At 61.8% G+C, this 18,286-nt stretch carries 16 protein-coding genes; 9 read left to right on the forward strand and 7 right to left on the reverse strand.

The features are described 5' to 3' along the window. Positions 1 to 177 precede the first annotated feature (177 nt). From hutU to HX866_RS13150, 5 genes are all read left to right on the forward strand, one after another. On the forward strand, positions 178 to 1,863 hold the full coding sequence (gene hutU / locus HX866_RS13130; protein WP_177092197.1) for a urocanate hydratase: 1,686 nt from the start codon (positions 178 to 180) through the stop codon (positions 1,861 to 1,863). 295 nt (positions 1,864 to 2,158) lie between these two features. After that, a complete protein-coding gene (locus HX866_RS13135; protein WP_371316777.1) occupies positions 2,159 to 2,923 on the forward strand; it encodes a transporter substrate-binding domain-containing protein in 765 nt (254 codons plus the stop codon). A 112-nt stretch (positions 2,924 to 3,035) separates the two neighbouring features. Then, entirely contained in the window at positions 3,036 to 3,707 is a 672-nt protein-coding gene (locus HX866_RS13140) for an ABC transporter permease (RefSeq protein ID WP_305729591.1), read from the forward strand. Between the two features lie 21 nt (positions 3,708 to 3,728). Next, positions 3,729 to 4,466 carry an ABC transporter permease gene (locus HX866_RS13145; protein ID WP_177092200.1) on the forward strand — a complete coding sequence of 246 codons (738 nt, stop codon included), beginning with the start codon at positions 3,729 to 3,731 and terminating at the stop codon, positions 4,464 to 4,466. 18 nt (positions 4,467 to 4,484) lie between these two features. After that, positions 4,485 to 5,276, forward strand: coding sequence for an ABC transporter ATP-binding protein (locus HX866_RS13150; protein ID WP_121138835.1), 792 nt, complete (start codon positions 4,485 to 4,487; stop codon positions 5,274 to 5,276). A gap of 149 nt (positions 5,277 to 5,425) precedes the next feature. Here HX866_RS13150 and HX866_RS13155 read toward each other — a convergent pair whose 3' ends face one another. The 4 genes from HX866_RS13155 to HX866_RS13170 form a co-directional block, all read right to left on the reverse strand. Further along, positions 5,426 to 6,367 (reverse strand): aldo/keto reductase, encoded by a 942-nt coding sequence (locus HX866_RS13155; protein WP_177092201.1) that lies wholly within the window; start codon positions 6,365 to 6,367, stop codon positions 5,426 to 5,428. A gap of 135 nt (positions 6,368 to 6,502) precedes the next feature. Beyond that, positions 6,503 to 7,951 carry an efflux transporter outer membrane subunit gene (locus HX866_RS13160; protein WP_177139952.1) on the reverse strand — a complete coding sequence of 483 codons (1,449 nt, stop codon included), beginning with the start codon at positions 7,949 to 7,951 and terminating at the stop codon, positions 6,503 to 6,505. A 19-nt stretch (positions 7,952 to 7,970) separates the two neighbouring features. Further along, positions 7,971 to 9,440 carry a DHA2 family efflux MFS transporter permease subunit gene (locus HX866_RS13165; RefSeq protein WP_177139953.1) on the reverse strand — a complete coding sequence of 490 codons (1,470 nt, stop codon included), beginning with the start codon at positions 9,438 to 9,440 and terminating at the stop codon, positions 7,971 to 7,973. Further along, on the reverse strand, positions 9,437 to 10,561 hold the full coding sequence (locus HX866_RS13170; RefSeq protein WP_177139954.1) for an HlyD family secretion protein: 1,125 nt from the start codon (positions 10,559 to 10,561) through the stop codon (positions 9,437 to 9,439). Before HX866_RS13170 ends, HX866_RS13165 begins: the two co-directional genes overlap by 4 nt. A gap of 251 nt (positions 10,562 to 10,812) precedes the next feature. Between HX866_RS13170 and HX866_RS13175 the strand changes: the two genes are divergently transcribed. The 4 genes from HX866_RS13175 to HX866_RS13190 all read left to right on the forward strand — a co-directional run bounded on the left by HX866_RS13175 (position 10,813) and on the right by HX866_RS13190 (position 14,413). Beyond that, positions 10,813 to 11,436: a TetR/AcrR family transcriptional regulator gene (locus HX866_RS13175; RefSeq protein WP_177139955.1), complete on the forward strand. Its 624-nt coding sequence runs from the start codon at positions 10,813 to 10,815 to the stop codon at positions 11,434 to 11,436. Between the two features lie 45 nt (positions 11,437 to 11,481). Beyond that, on the forward strand, positions 11,482 to 12,039 hold the full coding sequence (gene mug / locus HX866_RS13180; RefSeq protein WP_177139956.1) for a G/U mismatch-specific DNA glycosylase: 558 nt from the start codon (positions 11,482 to 11,484) through the stop codon (positions 12,037 to 12,039). An 85-nt stretch (positions 12,040 to 12,124) separates the two neighbouring features. After that, positions 12,125 to 13,315 (forward strand): cyanate transporter, encoded by a 1,191-nt coding sequence (locus HX866_RS13185; protein ID WP_177092207.1) that lies wholly within the window; start codon positions 12,125 to 12,127, stop codon positions 13,313 to 13,315. A gap of 186 nt (positions 13,316 to 13,501) precedes the next feature. Then, the gene (locus HX866_RS13190) at positions 13,502 to 14,413 is read left to right on the forward strand and encodes a DMT family transporter (protein WP_177092208.1); all 912 of its coding nucleotides are present in this window, start codon (positions 13,502 to 13,504) and stop codon (positions 14,411 to 14,413) included. Positions 14,414 to 14,419: 6 nt separating this feature from the next. Here the strand turns inward: HX866_RS13190 and HX866_RS13195 are convergent, their stop codons facing one another. The 3 genes from HX866_RS13195 to HX866_RS13205 are packed head-to-tail and all read right to left on the reverse strand — an operon-like array spanning position 14,420 to position 18,283. Further along, positions 14,420 to 15,841, reverse strand: a complete 1,422-nt coding sequence (locus HX866_RS13195; RefSeq protein WP_177092209.1) for an amidase — start codon at positions 15,839 to 15,841, stop codon at positions 14,420 to 14,422. Further along, positions 15,838 to 17,178, reverse strand: coding sequence for an aspartate aminotransferase family protein (locus tag HX866_RS13200; protein WP_177092210.1), 1,341 nt, complete (start codon positions 17,176 to 17,178; stop codon positions 15,838 to 15,840). The genes HX866_RS13195 and HX866_RS13200 overlap by 4 nt, the downstream gene beginning before the upstream one ends. Beyond that, a complete protein-coding gene (locus HX866_RS13205) occupies positions 17,156 to 18,283 on the reverse strand; it encodes an aminotransferase class III-fold pyridoxal phosphate-dependent enzyme (protein WP_177139957.1) in 1,128 nt (375 codons plus the stop codon). Before HX866_RS13205 ends, HX866_RS13200 begins: the two co-directional genes overlap by 23 nt. Between the last annotated feature and the right edge of the window lie 3 nt (positions 18,284 to 18,286).

The raw sequence follows: 18,286 nt of genomic DNA on the forward strand, positions 1-18,286 counted from the left end.
CGACCGCATAAGTTGGCCGCTTGATTGCATATGCTTGTATGTACAAGTAAATGTGTGTGCGTATAAGTTGCCACTGAACGCTACACAGAACCGGTTTCCGCTTGTGAGGGACGTCCCACACAAGCTCACTCGCCCACTGCCTGGGCTGGTTTGGATTGATCGCAGAGGAGTTTTTTCGTGACTGACAATACCCAGAAGCCTACAAAGCGCCGTGACGTTGAAATCCGCGCCGCCCGTGGCAACAAGCTGACCGCGAAAAGCTGGCTGACCGAAGCGCCGCTGCGGATGCTGATGAACAACCTCGACCCGGAAGTGGCCGAGAACCCCAAGGAGCTGGTGGTCTACGGCGGTATCGGCCGGGCTGCGCGGAACTGGGAATGCTACGACAAGATCGTCGAAAGCCTGACCAACCTGAATGACGACGAGACCCTGCTGGTGCAATCCGGCAAGCCGGTCGGCGTGTTCAAGACCCACAGCAACGCCCCTCGCGTGCTGATCGCCAACTCCAACCTGGTGCCACACTGGGCGACCTGGGAACACTTCAACGAACTGGACGCCAAGGGCCTGGCCATGTACGGCCAGATGACCGCCGGCAGCTGGATCTACATCGGCAGCCAGGGCATCGTCCAGGGCACCTATGAAACCTTCGTCGAAGCCGGTCGCCAGCACTACGACAACAACCTCAAAGGTCGTTGGGTCCTGACCGCGGGCCTGGGCGGCATGGGCGGCGCGCAACCGCTGGCCGCGACCCTGGCCGGCGCCTGCTCGCTGAACATCGAATGCCAGCAAGTCAGCATCGACTTCCGCCTGAACAGCCGTTATGTCGATGAACAAGCCACCGACCTCGACGACGCCCTGGCGCGTATCGCCAAGTACACCGCTGCCGGCCAGGCGATCTCCATCGCCCTGCTCGGCAACGCCGCTGAAATCCTCCCGGAACTGGTCAAGCGCGGCGTGCGCCCGGACATGGTCACCGACCAGACCAGCGCCCACGATCCACTCAACGGTTACCTGCCCGCCGGCTGGACCTGGGACGAGTACCGTGCCCGCGCCCTGACCGAACCCGCCGTCGTGGTGAAGGCCGCCAAGGCGTCGATGGCCGTGCACGTCAAGGCCATGCTCGACTTCCAGAAGCAAGGCATCCCGACCTTCGACTACGGCAACAACATCCGTCAGATGGCCCAGGAAGAAGGCGTGGAAAACGCCTTCGACTTCCCGGGTTTCGTCCCGGCCTATATCCGTCCGCTGTTCTGCCGTGGCATCGGTCCATTCCGCTGGGCCGCTCTGTCGGGCGATCCGCAGGACATCTACAAGACCGATGCCAAGGTCAAGGAACTGATCCCGGACGACGCCCACCTGCACAACTGGCTGGACATGGCCCGCGAGCGCATCAGCTTCCAGGGTCTGCCGGCGCGTATCTGCTGGGTTGGCCTGGGTCAGCGCGCCAAGCTCGGTCTGGCGTTCAACGAAATGGTGCGTCGCGGCGAGCTGTCGGCACCGATCGTGATCGGCCGTGACCACCTGGACTCCGGTTCGGTAGCCAGCCCGAACCGTGAAACCGAGTCGATGCAGGATGGTTCCGATGCCGTGTCCGACTGGCCACTGCTCAACGCCCTGCTCAACACCGCCAGCGGCGCGACCTGGGTCTCCCTGCACCACGGCGGCGGCGTCGGCATGGGCTTCTCGCAGCACTCGGGCATGGTGATCGTCTGTGACGGTACCGACGAAGCAGCCGAGCGGATTGCCCGCGTCCTGCACAACGACCCGGCCACGGGGGTGATGCGTCACGCCGATGCGGGTTACCAGATCGCGATCGACTGCGCGAAAGAGCAAGGCTTGAACCTGCCGATGATCACAGGCTGATCTGTCGGACCAGGGCACATGGAGAGGGGCCAGCTATCCAGGCTGAAACCGTTATGGGTGCGAATTAACCGGCTTAACTAGCAGGTTGGCTTTTAGGGTTTTGTCTTGCCCGCACAAGAACCGTTGTACGGACAAGCATTGGAGATTCGGCCTGAGCCGGATCAGTTCGCAACACTCCATTGATTAGGCAGGAAGTATAAAGATGTCGAAGAAATCAAGCTGGTTGGGTTCTGTAGCGCTCAGTGCAATGGTTCTGGCCTGTGCCCCGGCACTCCAGGCCAAAGAGTGGACCTCGGTGAATATCGCCACCGAGGGTGCCTACGAGCCCTGGAACCTGACACTTCCAGGCGGAAAGATCGGTGGCTTCGAACCGGAACTGATGGATGTCATCTGCCCGCGCATGAAGCTCAAGTGCAACGTCGTCGTACAGAACTGGGACGGGATGATCGCCAGCCTCAATGCCGGTAAGTTCGACGTGCTGATGGACGCCATCGTCATCAACGACGAGCGCCAGAAGGTCATGGCCTTCTCGGTACCTTATGCCCAGACCCCAGCCAGCTTCGTTTCGTTGAAAGCCGATCTGCTGCCAGGCAAAAGCGGTGTCGAATCAGCCATCACCCTGGGCACCGATGCCAAGGAAGTCCGGGCCGGCGTTGAAGAACTGCGCAAGGCCCTCAAAGGCAAAACCATCGGGATTGCCTCCGGCACCATCTACACCCCGTTCATTGATGAAAACTTCAAGGATGTCGCGACCATTCGCGAGTACGGCAGCTCCGCCGAAGCCATTCTCGACCTGCTGGCCGGCCGTATCGACGTCGCGTTCGATGACGTGACCTTCTTCAACTCGGTCATGGACAAACCAGAGAACAAACCGCTGGTCTTTACCGGCCCGGTCATCAAAGGCCCGATCTGGGGTGAAGGCGAAGCCCTGGGCTTCCGTCAGAAAGACCCGGAGCTGAAAGCCAAGTTCGACGCCGCCCTCAAGGAAGCCATGGCGGATGGCACGATCAAGAAATTGAGCGAAAAATGGTTCAAGGCAGACCTCACGCCTAAGCAATGATTTTGAATGGCCCGGCAACGTCACCGTTGTCGGGCTGCTTTAACCTTCATCCTAAGTGGGACCTTCTATGAACCTCTTGCAGCTACTCAGTTTTGGAGACTCAGGCTGGGGAATGGCGCTGCTCAAGGCAGCGGGCATGACCGTGATATTGACCCTGGCGGCTTTGCTGGTGGGGGCGGTATTTGGCAGTCTGGTCGCTGCGGCCAAGCTATCCCGGCAGCGCGGCCTGCGCTGGCTCGGGGACCTGTATTCGATCCTGTTCAGGGGCATCCCTGAATTGCTGGTGATCTACCTGTTCTACTTTGGCGGTGCCAGTGTCGTCACCGCCGTTGGCCACTGGTTCGGCGGTGAAGGCTATATCGACGTACCACCGTTTCTCGTCGGCGCGTTGGCGGTCGGGCTGATTTCCGGCTCCTATCAGGCCGAAGTCTACCGGGGCGCCTTTCTCGCGGTGTCGAAGGGCGAACTGGAAGCCGGGCTGGCCATCGGCATGAGCCGGGCCATGCGTTTCAAACGGATTCTGATCCCCCAGGTGCTGCGTTTTGCACTGCCCGGGCTGGGCAATGTCTGGCAGATGAGCCTGAAGGACTCCGCGCTGATCTCAGTCATCGGCCTGGTGGAGTTGATGCGTGCCAGCCAGGTGGCAGCGGGCTCGACGCGACAATATTTCACCTTCTACATCATCGGCGGCATCGTGTACCTGGTTCTCACTGGCCTGTCCGGTCGGCTGTTCAACATCGCCGAGGCTCGCGTGCGTCGCACGCAGCAGCGCAGCCCAGTCTAGTTCGAGTCGGAAGGACTACTTATGATCGATTTTCCGTTCCTCGCTGACACCATGCTCAAACTGCTGGCAGCGTTGCCCACAACGCTGACGCTGTTTTTCTGCTCATTGGTGATCGGTCTTACCCTCTCCGTCGGCATCGTCAGCCTGCGGGTCAGCCGCTGGTGGTTCTTCAGCTACCCGGCGCGCTTCTACATCATGTTGTTTCGCGGTACGCCGCTGCTGATTCAAATGTTCCTGATCTACTACGGGTTGGGCCAGTTCCCGGCCATTCGCGACAGCTTCGCCTGGGTGCTGCTCAAATCACCCTATGGCTGCGCGGTGGTTTCCCTGGCCTTGTGCACCGCCGGTTATACCGCCGAAATCATTCGCGGCGGGCTGCTGAGCGTGCCACAGGGGCAGATCGAAGCGGGCAAGGCCGTCGGCATGTCGCCGTGGGAACTGCTGCGCCGGATCATTGCGCCGGTCACCCTGCGCCAGGCCCTGCCGGCCTACTCCACCGAAGCCATCTTGCTGGTCAAGTCCACGGCGCTGGCCAGCCTGGTCACCGTGTGGGACGTCACCGGCGTCGCGCAACAGATCATCCAGCGCACCTATCGCACCATGGAAGTGTTCATTTGCGCGGCCTTGATCTACCTGGTGCTGAATTTCCTGGTGGTTCGCGCTGTCGCCTGGCTCGAGTATCGCCTCTCGCCGCACCTGCGTGAGCGGCCAGTGGACGCGATCAAGAAAGCCGCGCCTTCGCTGCCCACCCATTCCTGATTTGATAAGGAGCCTGCCATGAGCACTCAGTCCGCTTCAGCCCTGTCGGTAAGCAATATTCAGAAATCCTTCGGCAGCGCCCATGTCCTCAAGGGTATTTCCCTGGAGGCCCACAAGGGCGATGTGATCTCGATCCTCGGTGCCAGTGGTTCCGGTAAAAGTACCTTCCTGCGTTGCATCAACCTGCTGGAAACCCCCGATCAAGGCATCATCACCGTCAACGGTGAAGTGATCGAGATGAAGCAGCACGCCGACGGTCGCCAGACTCCGAGCAACGCCCGCCAGGTCGAGCGCATGCGCAGTTGCCTGGGCATGGTGTTCCAGAGCTTCAACCTGTGGTCACACATGACCGTGCTGCAGAACGTCATTGAAGGCCCGATGCGCGTGCTCAAGCGTTCCCGCGCCGAATGCGTCGAAGAAGCCGAAGCCCTGCTGCACAAGGTCGGCCTGTACGATCGCCGCGACTATTACCCGGCGCACCTGTCCGGTGGCCAGCAGCAGCGGGTAGCCATCGCCCGTGCACTGGCGATGAACCCCCAGGTCATGCTGTTCGACGAACCCACCTCGGCCCTTGACCCTGAGCTGGTGGGCGAGGTGCTACGGGTGATGCGTTCCCTGGCCGAAGAAGGCCGTACCATGCTGGTGGTCACCCACGAAATGGGTTTTGCCCGCCACGTGTCCAACCGGGTGGTGTTCATGCACGGCGGCCTGATCGACGTCCAGGGCACGCCAACGGAACTGTTCGAAGGCTTGCCCACCGAGCGCTTCAAGCAGTTCGTTTCCAGCCATCATGAGCGGACCACCGAATAAAGCCGCTCGACGCCTGTCTCTCGCGAAAAAACAACGGCCCCTGATCTGGGGCCGTTGTCTTTTTCAGGCGGTAAAAATATCACCGGCCCAGCTGAAGCCGCGCCCGTGCAAAGAAAGACGGCCCTGCAAAAGCCGACCCCGCTCACGGGTCATTTTTTCCGAGGAATAAACCCGGGCACTCCGGTTTCAACCACCGAGTTGAAGCGGATGCGGGTGCTGATCTCTTCCCGGATCTCAACCATGGCCCGCTGCGGCAAGGTGGAGATATCGAAGTTCTCCTGGATATGGTTCGGTGTCGCAGAGGTGGTCAGAAAAGCCACGCCTCGCTGTACCGCCCAGGCCAATGTCACTTGCGCCGGGGTCTTCTGCAAACGTTGAGCGATCCCGGTAATCACCGGCTCTTCCAGCACGTTAGGCTCCATGCCATGCCCGAGTGGCGCAAACGCCAGGAGGATAATGCCGTGCTGCTGGCAAAACTCGAGCAGTTCCCATTCAGGCAGATACGGGTGGGATTCAACCTGCACGACCGCCGGTTTTATCCGCGCCACGGCCACCAGGGCTTTCAAGGTGTCCAAGGTGATATCGGACAAACCAATGGACTTGCAGCGCCCTTCATCCACCAGGCGCTCAAGCGCCCTCCAGGTCTCGATCAGGGTGACGCCGGAGTCGTAGATCACTTGTCCCTGCTCGTCTCGCGGGTCCTGGTCATCACCGGGCTGGAAGGCGAAGGGCGTATGGATCAGATAACAATCGAGGTAATCCACCTGAAGCCGTCGGCAACTGGCGGTAAACGCCGCTTCGACGCGCTCGGGACGATGGTTGGTATTCCACAATTTGGTGGTGATGAACACCTCCTCTCGCCGAACCTTACCAGCCTGAAAAACCTCCTGCAGAGCAACGCCGACACCGTCCTCGTTGCGATAACGCTCGGCACAATCGAAATGGCGAAAACCGGCTTCCAATGCCGCCTTGACGGCGGGCGTGGTCACCGAGAGGTCGCGGAACAACGTGCCAAAGCCAACGGCCGGCATTTCACCCGTTCCGTGAACAATGGGAAACCGGGTGTCGCGAAGAGCATCGTGATAGGTCATGTCTTTACTCCATTACCAGGGGCCACACGCAAGTGACCGTTTATAAAATGCGCGGATGCCGGCCCAAACGCAGAAAGGGCTCAGCACAGCAACGGTTGATCAATGGCTTGACGCCGGGTGTGAAGGCTGCCGCGCTTAGCGATCAGCCACCCGCGAATCAAAAACACCCACGCAATGGCCGCCGAGCGCCACGAACAACTGCACCGTGTCGAGGTACTGCGCGGTCTTCACGCGGATCTGTCCCAGTAGCGCCTGCTCATAGGCTCGCTCGGCCTCCAGCACCTGGAGGGTGCTGTTCTCGCCCAGGGCATAGGCCTGCTGGTTCAAGCGCAAACTGCTTTCGGCGGCGCGCAGCGCGTCCCCTTGCGCAAGGTTTTCCTGCCCGTCGTGGTGGATGGCCTGCAACGTGTCCGCGACCTGACCGAACGACTGGATGACGGTCTGCTGATAGCCCGCGAGGGACGCCTTGTAGCCGTCGACCGCGGCCTGGCGTTCAGCCTTGAGCGTTCCACCGTCAAAGATCGGCCCCGCCAACCCCGCCGCGAAGCCCCAGAGCGCGGCGCCGCCATTGCCGGAAGCCGCCTGCGCCAGGGACGCGGAAAGCGTGACATGGGGATACAGATTGGCGGTCGCGACACCCACGGCGGCACTGGCCCTGTGCAAGTCAGCCTCGGCTTGCAGGATATCGGGCCGCTGGTGGGCCATTTCCGAAGGCAAGCTGACGGGTACACTGGCCGGCAAGACAAATTCGGCCAGCTCGAAGTCAGGTGCGACCCAGTCAGCCGGGCCCTTCCCGGCCAGAATCGACAGCGCGTGACGTGCCGCATCGCGCTGCTGATCCAGAGGTGGCAACAGCGTGCGATCCTGCGCCAGCCGCGTCTCGGCCAGGGCAACATCGATCTGCGTGGTGCTGCCGTTAAGGTGGGCCATGCGCACCAGTTCGAGATTGCGGCTGTCATTGGCCAGCAGTTTCTCGACCGCCGCCCTCTGCGCGTTGGCAGATGCCAGCAACAGTGCCTGGCGGGCAACGTTACCGGTCAGGGTCAGGTACGCCGCTTCGTAGCGATGCTGCTGAAGATCGACCAGGGCCACCTGCTGTTCGACCTGCCGCTGATTACCGCCGAACACATCGAGGTCAAAACCCACCTGCGGCCCGATGCTGTAGAAATTGGCCACCGAGGGTTGGGCATCAGTGTGAACCCGCTGGCGACCGGCCTGGGCGGCAAAATCGACCTGCGGATAGAGCGCGCCCTGCGCCGCGGCCACGGACGAAGCGGCTTGTCGGAGAGTCGCGTCAGCCGCCACCAGTTCAAGATTGCCAGCGATTGCCCGGCGGACAACCTGGTCGAGCTTCGGTGATTGAAAGGCCGACCACCAGTCACCGTTGACCTGCTTGCCCAGCTCAATATTGCCGCCTTGGGCAAGTCCCAGCTCGGCCTGTTGGTCATAGTGTTGCGACGGGCTTTGCGACGGCGCTTGGTAGTCAGGCCCGACGGTACAGGCGGACAGGAAAAAAGCCGCCGACAGCGCACCGACCGTCGTAGGAAACAAGTGTCCGTTGAGGACGAATGCATTGGGTTTCATTTGCCAGACTCCACGAAAACTAGTTGATCGGTGCGGGTTTGCGAAGCAGCAGCACCAGCGGACTCACCAGCAACATCGCCCACATCAAAAGCTTGAACTGGTCGATGATTGCGATGAAGGCCGCCTGGCCGGTGATCATTTCGTTGAGCGCGCCCAATGCCGGCAAAGACGTCGAGGCCGCCACGCGATACGCGCTCAGATGGCTGACCAGCGCCAAATGCATCGCCTGCGTGTTGTTGAAGAAACTGGCCTGCACCACCGCCACGCCGATCGTGCTGCCGTAGACACGGGCCAGATTGAAGAAGCCCGTCCCTTCCGGGCGCAGCTTCGGGTCCAGGGTGCTGAACGCCACTTTGCCCAGAGCCGGCATCAACACACCGAGCCCGACGCCCTGGAGCGCACCCGCCAGCGCTACCGGCCACCAGCCCATCAACGGCGAGTAACCGAGCATCAGCCAGTTGGCATAGATCACCAGGGCAATGCCCGCTGCCACGAAGGTTCGACGGTCGAAACGCTCGGCCACACGGCCCATCAGCAGGAACGCACCGACCAGCCCTACGCCGCGCGGTATCGTCAGAAAGCCCGTCGTGTCCGGTGGAAACCCCAGCAGTTCATCCAACATCGGCGAGGTCAGCGCCATGGTCGACAGCAGCACAAAACCCAATGCGAAAAACATCACGGTCGACAGCACGAAGTTGCGGTCGCGGAACAAGCCCTTGCTGAGGAAGTGCACCTTGGCGGTCAGCACATGCACCACGAACAGATAGAACCCCGTGGCACAGGCCACGGCTTCCAGCCAGACTTCCAGTGAGGCAAACCATTCCAGGCGCTCTCCTCGGTCGAGCAGCATTTGCAGCCCGATCATGCCCAGCGTGAAGCAGCCGAAGCCGAAGAAATCAAAGGACGGGCGTTTCTCGGCCTTCTTCTCCTGTAGCAAAAGCGTCACCACGAGGAAGATAAAAGCCGACAACGGCAGGCTGATGTAGAAGATCGAGCGCCAGCCGTAGAACTCGCCAAGCCAGCCACCGAGACTCGGACCACTGACGATGCCCAGCAACACAATGGCCGTCCATACCGAGCCAAAGTTCCCACGTCGTGCCGGCGGCAACGTCTCCAGGGCAATGGCCATCGACAGCGGTGCCAATACGCCACTTGCCGCGCCCTGGACAATACGAGCGCCGACAAACGCCAGCGCAGTGGTTGCCTGGGTGGCGAGCAGCAAACCGACGGCGAAACAGGCTATCGCCGCTTGATACACCGCCTTCAAGCCATAGCGCCCGGCGAGCCATTGCGCCAACGGCAGGGTGATCGCGCTCGCCGCCAGGTAGGAGGTGAACACCCAACCCGCCTGATCGTCGCTCATCGACAAGGCGCCCTGGATAAACCTGAGCACTGCATTCGGCAGCGGCAGGCTCGCCGACTGCATATAGGTCACGAACAGCACGGCAAACCTCAGCGTACGCGTGCCCTCCTCACCATTGGCGTTCATGACTCAATCCCCGCGCTCAACAGCGCCTTGAGCGGGTGCCACCAAGGAGTGCGATAACCGGTATCGACCTTGACCGTCGCGCTGGTGCCAGAGAACAACGGCAAATCCGGATCGGCTTGATCGAGTTCGAGTCGAACCGGAACCCGCTGGACCACCTTGACCCAATTACCGGTGGCATTTTCCGGCGGCAACAGTGCGAAGTCCGCGCCGGCGCCCGGGCTCATGCTGATCACGTGGGCCTTGAAGGCGTGGCCCGGATAGGTATCGAGACTGATCGTCGCGGCTTGGCCTGGATGCATATGGGTCAGCTCCGTTTCGCGGAAGTTGGCCTCGACCCAAACCCGCCGAGACAGCAGCGCAAAGGCCGGCGCCCCGCTGCTGACGTAGTTGCCCACCTGCAAATCATCGACCTTGGCGACGACCCCATCATCCGGCGCATACACCGTCGCGTACGAGAGATAGAGCTGCGCCTCGTCAAGCTGGGCCTTGGCCTCACGGATCGCCGGGTGGCGATCGACGTCGATATCCGGATTGCCGTTCAACGCAACAACGGTGCTGGCGATCTGTTGTTCGATAGAGGCCACGTGTTGCCGGGCCACTTTAAGGTCGGTGTCCGCACGCTCATAAAGGGAACGCGAGACAAACTCGGTCGCCACCAGGGCCTGCTTGCGGGTGAACTCCTTTTGATCGAAGCCGGCCGACTCTCTGGCCGATTGCAGTTCGGCCTGCTGTTGGCGGTAGCTGGCCTTGAGTCCCTGGATACGCAGCCGCGCCAGGTTAAGTTGCGCTTCAGCCCGGTTAACCGCGATCTGGAACGGCTCCGGATTGATCCGAAACAACACCTGACCCTTGCGCACCGCTTGGTTGTCCTCCACGGCAATTTCCACCACCTGCCCGGAAACCCGAGCGTTGATAGAGGCCTTCGCCACCCGGGCATAGGCGTTATCGGTCGAGACATAGGGCTCGCCGGCCAGATAACGGGCATACCCGAGCGCCGCGAAAAGCAGCGGGACACCGACCATCAGCAAGGGCCGTAATATCTCCTTGAGTGGTTTGCGGATCGGGTTCGGCCCTGGGTGCTCGAAGGTCTGTGAAGCGGGGATGTCGAACGGTTGAGTCATGATCGAATGCACCTTTAACCGGGAAATCGGGCCCACAAAACCACCTGGGGCCCGAGATCAAAATTGGCTGTGAGAAAGCAGTCCATGCTCGGTCTGGAGGGTGACTCCAGCGCATCTGTTTCATCGCAGCGCTGCCCGGTTCGAGCTCCGCCACAACAAACCTGTAATCCAGGAACTTCTGGTTCCTTAATTTTGTGCGATGGTGTAAGAATATGCCCATGACGGGCTCCACTCAAGGATTTTTATACAATATGGCACAAAATAAAGTTACCGAGGGCAAAGGCCGCGGCCGGCCCCGCGCGTATGACCCGCAGACAGCGTTGCAGCAGGCGCTCGGGGTTTTCTGGAGCACCGGCTATGCCGGCGCATCGCTGGACAGCATCGCCACGGCGGCCGGCATGAACCGCCCCAGCCTGTATGCGGCGTTCGGTGACAAACACGCCCTCTATATCAAGGCGTTTGAGCAGTATTGGGCGCAGGCCGCCGCCGCCGTGCACGCGGCGCTGACGGACAGCACGCTGACCTTGCGCGAGGCATTGCTGGGTTTCTACGAGGGGCAGTTGTCGATCTATTTCTCGGGTGACGGTCAGCCACGGGGCTGCTTTGTGATCGGCACGGCCACCACCGAAGCTGCCGAAGACCGTGAAATACGCGACCTGCTTGCCGATCGCCTCAACCAGCTCGACACCGATCTCGAAGTGCGTCTGCAACTGGCCGTCGATTCCGGCGAATTGAATGGCGATGCCAACCCGGCCGCACTTGCCGTACTCGCCGCATCCCTGCTGCACAGCCTTTCAATACGGGCCCGGGCGGGTAAATCCCGTGCGGAATTGACGGAGCTGGCACGCAATGCCGTCGAGGTGATCTGCGGATGAGCTTGAATAAAGTGCCCGGCAACCGCCGGTCTGGTGAGGTGTGGGGTGGGTGAAAAACTCGAAGACATTCTGGATGAAGGTCTGGCGGTGATCTTCTGCGGTATCAATCCGGGACTGCTGGCGGCCGCCCAGGGGCATCACTTTGCGGGCCGGAGCAATCGCTTCTGGCGCACGCTGCATCTGGCCGGTTTTACCCAGGAGGAAATCCGCCCGGAAAACGATCGGACGATTTTGCAACATGGCTGTGGATTGACCGCCGTGGTTGAACGGCCCACGGCGCGTGCGGATCAGCTGTCTCCAGCCGACTTCACCGCCATCGCCACAGACTTTGAACACAAGATCGCCCGCTATGCGCCCCGCTTCGTGGCCTTTCTCGGCAAAGCCGCGTACGGCGGGTTATCCGGCCAACGAGACGTAGCCTGGGGGCTGCAGTCAAAAACCTTTGGCAACGCCGCCGTCTGGGTGCTGCCCAATCCCAGTGGGCGCAATCGCGCGTTCAGCCTGGATCAATTGGTAACGGCGTACCGTCAACTTCATTCAGCCGCCAGCGAAACCCCGCTGCACGCCAGGCAACTCTCGGCCCCGGAAAAGGCCGAATCCTAATTTCTCGATACCCCAGCCTATTTATCAAATTGCCTCAACCTACCCGGGATGGCCTAATCAGAGCTTTGTTAACTAAGGCTCACAAATGGAAAATGTTCGAGCTTCAAGCACCCACGCCGCATGGTTGATGGTCAGTGTGGTGTTGGTCGCCCTCAATCTGAGGCCGTCCATGGCTGCGGTCGGGCCGCTCTTATCGGCGATTCGCGGGGATATCCCCTTGAGTTTCAGCGCCGCCTCGCTGTTGACCATGCTGCCGGTCATGGCGATGGGCTTGGCGATGTTCCTCGGGATGCGCATCGCCCAGCGCTTCGGCGAACACCGCACCATCGTCCTGTCCTTGCTGATCATCGGTCTGGCAACGGCTTCGCGGCTGTACCTGGACAGCACCGTCGAGCTGATCCTCAGCGCGGTATTGGCCGGCCTCGGCATCGCCCTGATTCAGGCGGTCATGCCGGCACTGATCAAGTCACGCTTCAGCAACAACGTGTCGCTGTTCATGGGCGTCTACGTGACCTCGATCATGGGCGGTGCGGCCATCGCGGCCTCCTTCTCGCCGTTCGTGCTGGCCCAGACCGGGAGTTGGCGTATCAGCCTGGCCATCTGGGGGCTGCTGGCGCTGGTGGGCCTGGTGGTCTGGTTCGGCCAGCGCTCGGCGGTGCCACACTTGCCACAGACCTCGACGAACACCCGACAGGAGTCGTTCTTCGGCAACTCACGGGCCTGGCTGCTGGCGATCTTCTTCGGTCTCGGCACCGCGTCCTACACCTGCGTACTGGCCTGGCTGGCCCCCTACTATGTGGAAAAAGGCTGGAGCGAACAAAGCGCCGGCTTGTTGCTGGGCCTGCTGACCGCCATGGAAGTGATCTCCGGCCTGGTCACCCCGGCAATTGCCAACCGCAGCCAGGACCGACGCCTGGTGCTGGCGGTATTGCTGGTCTTGATCATCGCCGGCTTCTGCGGGCTGATCCTCAGTCCGGAACGCTTCACCCTGCTCTGGCCGTGTCTGCTGGGTCTGGGTATCGGCGGATTGTTCCCGATGAGCCTGATCGTCTCCCTCGATCACCTGGATAACCCACGCCGTGCCGGTGGCCTGACCGCCTTCGTCCAAGGCATCGGCTATCTGATCGCCGGACTCTCGCCACTGATTGCCGGGGTGATTCGTGACCAGTTGGGCAGTTTCGAGTGGGCCTGGTGGTCGTTGGCGGCGGTGATGGCCGTGATGATCGTGATCGTCCTGCGCTTCAACCCCAAGCACTACGCACAACACATCCAATAGTCATCGACGGTCCTTTCAAGGCTTCCTCACTGGCTGATCAGCCTGCCTTGAAAGGACCGCTTCGACTCACGACATCGTCGATCCTTTCCTTTGCCAGTGTCGGCCCAGCATGCCGTCGGGGCACTGCCCCGTGCATCTCGGCCAACCCGGCCATCAGGGTGCTGCGCACCCACTCCTGGGGAACTCATGAAACAAACCGGTTTTGCCTCCGCTCATTGGGGCATGTTGATCTGGGCGATCCTGATCGCCGCGTCTTTTTTCGCCGCCGCCGAGGTGGGCCAATCGATAGACCCGATCCTGCTGACCGGGTTACGCCTGCTGTTTTCAGCCTTGCTGTTCCTGCCGCTGCTACTGTTGAAAAACCACTCGCCATTATCGGTCAGGGGTTTGCTCGCCCATGCCGTGCTGGGATTGCTGCTGGCAACGTATTTTGGCTCGCTGTTCGAAGCCCTGCGCTACACCAGCGCCGTCAACACCGCGACCTTGTACACCCTGGTGCCGCTGATGACGTTGTGCTTCGAAGTCTTCCTGCTGCCCAGCCCCAACCTGAAAACCCGCTTGCTGCCCATGCTGGCCGCGGCGGTCGGTGCCGTACTGCTGATTCTCAAGGGTTCGGCCCCGGGGGAACTGCCCGCGCTGTATCCGGTGCTGGTCTTTGGTGTCGGCTGCCTGGCGATGGCGCTCTATTCGCCCCTGAGCCAGCGGTTCAAGGCCAAGACCTTGAAGGGCCGTGATCCGGTGGCCATGACCTTCTGGAACATGCTCTTCGGCGCATTGTTCCTGTTGGCGTTCTGCCTGTTCAGCGGGGGGTGGCGCAGCGCTGCGCAACTGACGGGAGGGGATGTGTTCTGGCTGGTCTACCTGGCGCTGTTCGGCACGCTGGCGACCTTCTGGCTGTTGCATCGGGCCATCGGGGTGCTTGCCCCGTCCACCGTGATTTCCTACGTCTACCTGAACACCCTGTTCGTGACCTTGTTTCACTGGTTCTGGCTCAGACAGCAACCGACGCTGATCGAAGCCGCCGGTGCCGTGCTGGTGAGTCTCGGGATGTTGGCGCTGGTCATCAGCAGTCGCAGCGCCAAACCCGTCATGGCTTGAACAGTCTCAGCCAATCGCCGCCCCGGCAGGAACAACCGGGGCCCACTGCTGCAGTTTGCGCTCAAGGAACGCAGCAACGGCCAGCAAGCGCTCTTCCTGCCAATGCGGACCGACTATCTGGATGCCGATCGGCATCCCGGTGGCCGGGTCATGACCGGCACGGATCACCACCGCCGGCGAACCGGACAGGCTGAACGGAAACACGAAGGCATAACGATCGCGATCGTCCAGGGACTCACCGTGGGCGAAGGCCACGTCCGGGAACACCGGACAAATGAACAGGTCATGTTCATTGAAGAACTTCGCCAACTGGTAGCGGAACGTGTCGATGGCGATCCAGTCCCGCTTCACCTCGTCCACGCTCAGCTCGACCTCTTCGCTCAGGCGCACCAACTCCGCCGTGGCCGGTGTATAGGTCTTCTTGTTCATGGCCTGGAACAGCCGCTTCCAACCCCGCCCGGCATCCCCGCCGGTGATAAACACCCGCCACAGGACATCACAAGCCTCCTCGAGCATCGGCGGTGTCGCCGGGCTGACCTGCGCCACCACGCTGTTCAAACACGACTCGACCCGTTGCAGCACCTGCTTCACCGCCGTGCTGACCTGAGTCCGGGTGGACTCCCAGGACAGCGCGACACGCAGTTCGGCCAGAGGCCTGCTCTCGGTGAACGGCACATCGACGGTGTCCGGGTCCTGTCCGTCGGCACCACTGATCAGCGGCCCGAGCAGCGCCAGGTCGTCGACATAACGCCCCATTACGCCAAACGCCGACGTCAGGTGGAACAGCCCGGAACGGTCATTGGGAAACTGCCCGGTCAAAGGCACCCGGCCCTGGGTCAGCTTGAGGCCGCAGATCCCATTGAAGTGCGCCGGAATCCGCACGCTGCCGCAGGCATCCGAGGCCAGCCCGGCCGGCGAGCAGCCGGCGGCAATCGCCGCCGCCTCGCCGCCACTGCTGCCCCCGGCGGAGCGCCGCGCATCGTAGGGGTTGAGCGTACGGCCATAGACCAGGTTCTCGGTCTCGAAGGCCATGCACAGCTCGGGCACATTGGTGATCCCGAGGATGATCGCCCCCGCTTCGCGCAGCCGCGCCACCACCGTGGCGTCCTGCTCGCTGGCTTCGCCGAGCAGCTCCTCCAGCCCCCGCGACATGCGGAAACCACGTACATGGCAGACGTCCTTGATGGTCAGCGGAACCCCGTGCAGCGGCCCGCGAAGCTTGCCGATACTGGCCAACTCGTCGGCCTCCCGGGCCTGCCGGCGCAGCTCATCGACCGACTCCAGCTGGATCAGCGCATTGATCGAGGTATTACGCTCGGCAATACGCTGCAGGTAGAACTCCAGCAACTCGACGCTGGTCAGCGCGCCGCGACGCAGCAGGCCGGCCATTTCCCGCAAGGTCAGGGTGTCCGGATTGAACAGACTCATCGCTCCCCCTTGCTGCGCAACAGCTTGTTGGGGATCTGGTACATGTTCCTGACCACCAGGGAAAACGCCTTGACGCCCAGCTTCGGCCGGCGCGCAATCGCCTCCAGGGCTTCTTCGGTCATGCTCAGGACATGCCGCAGCGCCTCGGGAGTGATGTTCAGCGGCGGATAGAAGCGCAACACCGGGCGACTGGCTTTTTCATTCATCGAATGCCCGGCATGAATGCCACGCTTGCCCAACTCCATGCTCATCAAGGCCTCATAGACCGAACCGCGCAAACGCAAGCCGGTCATCAGCCCCACGCCCGGCACATCCTCGACGATCTGCGGGTAGCGCTCGGCCAGCCGTTGCAGGCCATGACGGAGCAGGCCGCCATTGATCCGTGACTGCTCGACCAGGTTGTTCTGCTCGATGAAATCGATCGCCGCCAGTGCCGAGGCACAGGCCACCGGATGACCGCCATTGGTGCGCTGGTCCGGCTCGATCTCCAGCAGCGGGAACTGGGTGCTCAGACGCTGGCTGTACATCGCGCAGGCAAACGAGGTGTAGCCACCGGTCAGACCCTTGGAGAGGATCATGATGTCCGGCACCACATCGTCGTACTGCACGGCGAACCATTTGCCACAACGACCAAACCCGGTCTGGATTTCGTCGGCGATCAGCAAGGTCCCGGTGGCGTCGCACAGGGCGCGGAGATTGGCCATGTAGCCCACCGGCGGCACCTGCAAATGCGCGCCACCGAGGATCGGCTCGACATACACCGCGCACACGCCCTCGCCCACCGCCTTCTGCAAGGCGGCGAAATCGCCGTACGGCACATAGGTCACCTGGGGCGCATGGGTGCCGTAGCTGCTGTGATGCTGTTGCTGACCGAGAATGCTCATCGCGGCCAGGGTTTTGCCATGGTAGGAGTCGCCCATGACCACGATGCCCTGCCGGTGCTTCTGCACCTTGAGCACATAACGCAGGCTTTGCTCGATGGCTTCGGCGCCCGAAACCATGTACTGCACATCGCCCCACTCACCCGGCACCAACGCCCGCAGACGCTCGGACAACGTATCCTGCAACGGGTGTACGCGCCCCTCCGGGACCCAGGCCATCTGGTTCAGCTGGTTCTGCACCTGCTCGCGCACCAGCGGATTGCGATGGCCGACGATAAACACCCCATAGCTGCACGCACAGTCGATAAAGCGCTTGCCGGCGTGGTCGGTGACATAGATGCCATCGGTGTGCTGTTCGACGCTGGTCTTGCCCAGGCGATAGAGCTTGGCCGCCGAGGCACTCCAATGACGTTGGCAATCATCCAGCAGTTGCTCATGCGGCACGGTTAAGGACATGGCTGAAAGTCTCCTTGATAATCTGGGCGGCACGCTGGATGGGTTCGGAACGCGCGGTGATCGGGCAACGCAAGATCAACTCGCCGCCACGGGGTGGCGTGACGTAGACGCCACGTTCATACAACGTCTCGCACAGCTCGGCCGGCTTGAGATCGCGGGGCAGCGGCAGGCTGACCCAGGCACCGCAGGCGACGGCACCGACCGAGGCCAGTGTCTGCGCCAGCAGCCGGCCGTTCTCCACGCATTGCTTGGCCGAGTCGTGTTTGCGCACATACTCCAGCGCGGTCAGCGCGGCGACACAGGCCATCGGATTACCGGCCGTGGTGCTGCCATGTTTTGCCGGGCTGCTGCGGCCATAGACCTGATAGGCCATCTGTTCGCAGCAGGTGTAGGTGCCGATGGGAATCGCGCCACCGCCCAACGCGCCACCCAGCACCACGATATCCGGGGTGTTCTGGTAACGCTGGAAACCGAACAACTGACCCAGGCTGCCCAGGCAACTTTGCACATCCACCGCAATGACCGGGGCCAACGCCTTGGCCGCACGGGCATAGAGCTGATCGAGCAGCGCCTGTTCGATCAGTCCCAGGCGACCGTTTGCATCGATCACCGTGCTGGTGTGGCACACCGCGAAGCAGTCGGCCCAATCGACCTTGTCCAGGTCAGTGACCTGGCTGATCGCCACCCGCTCGAAACCGAGAAAGCGCTGGATCTCCTGGTAATCCTGCGACGCACTCAGGCAACGGCCGTAACTCAACGAGCCATAATCGCCGCCCTGGATAAAGACCACGGTGTTGCGCTTGGGCTTGAGGCCCTTGCACAGTTTCAAGGCGCCTTCGAAGGCTTCGTCACCGGAGCTGCACACGTAGGAGCTGACCAAGGGCTGGGGCAGGTGCTCGGCCAGCGTGCGGCACAGGGCAATCAGCGGCTCGGACATCAGCACCCGGTTGGACAGGCCCATGACACCGGCCTGGCGGCTGACCGCCTCGATGACCTCGGGGACCTGGAAACCGAAGCCGCCGCTCAGGTCGACGATCTGGCGACCGTTGCCGTCGGTGTAGGTCTCGTACTGACCGGTGATGATTTGTTTGTTATGGGTTTTCATAAA

Origin of the sequence: Pseudomonas gingeri (genome assembly GCF_013386165.1) — a bacterium.
In the GTDB taxonomy this organism is placed as follows: Bacteria; Pseudomonadota; Gammaproteobacteria; order Pseudomonadales; family Pseudomonadaceae; genus Aquipseudomonas; species Aquipseudomonas gingeri_C.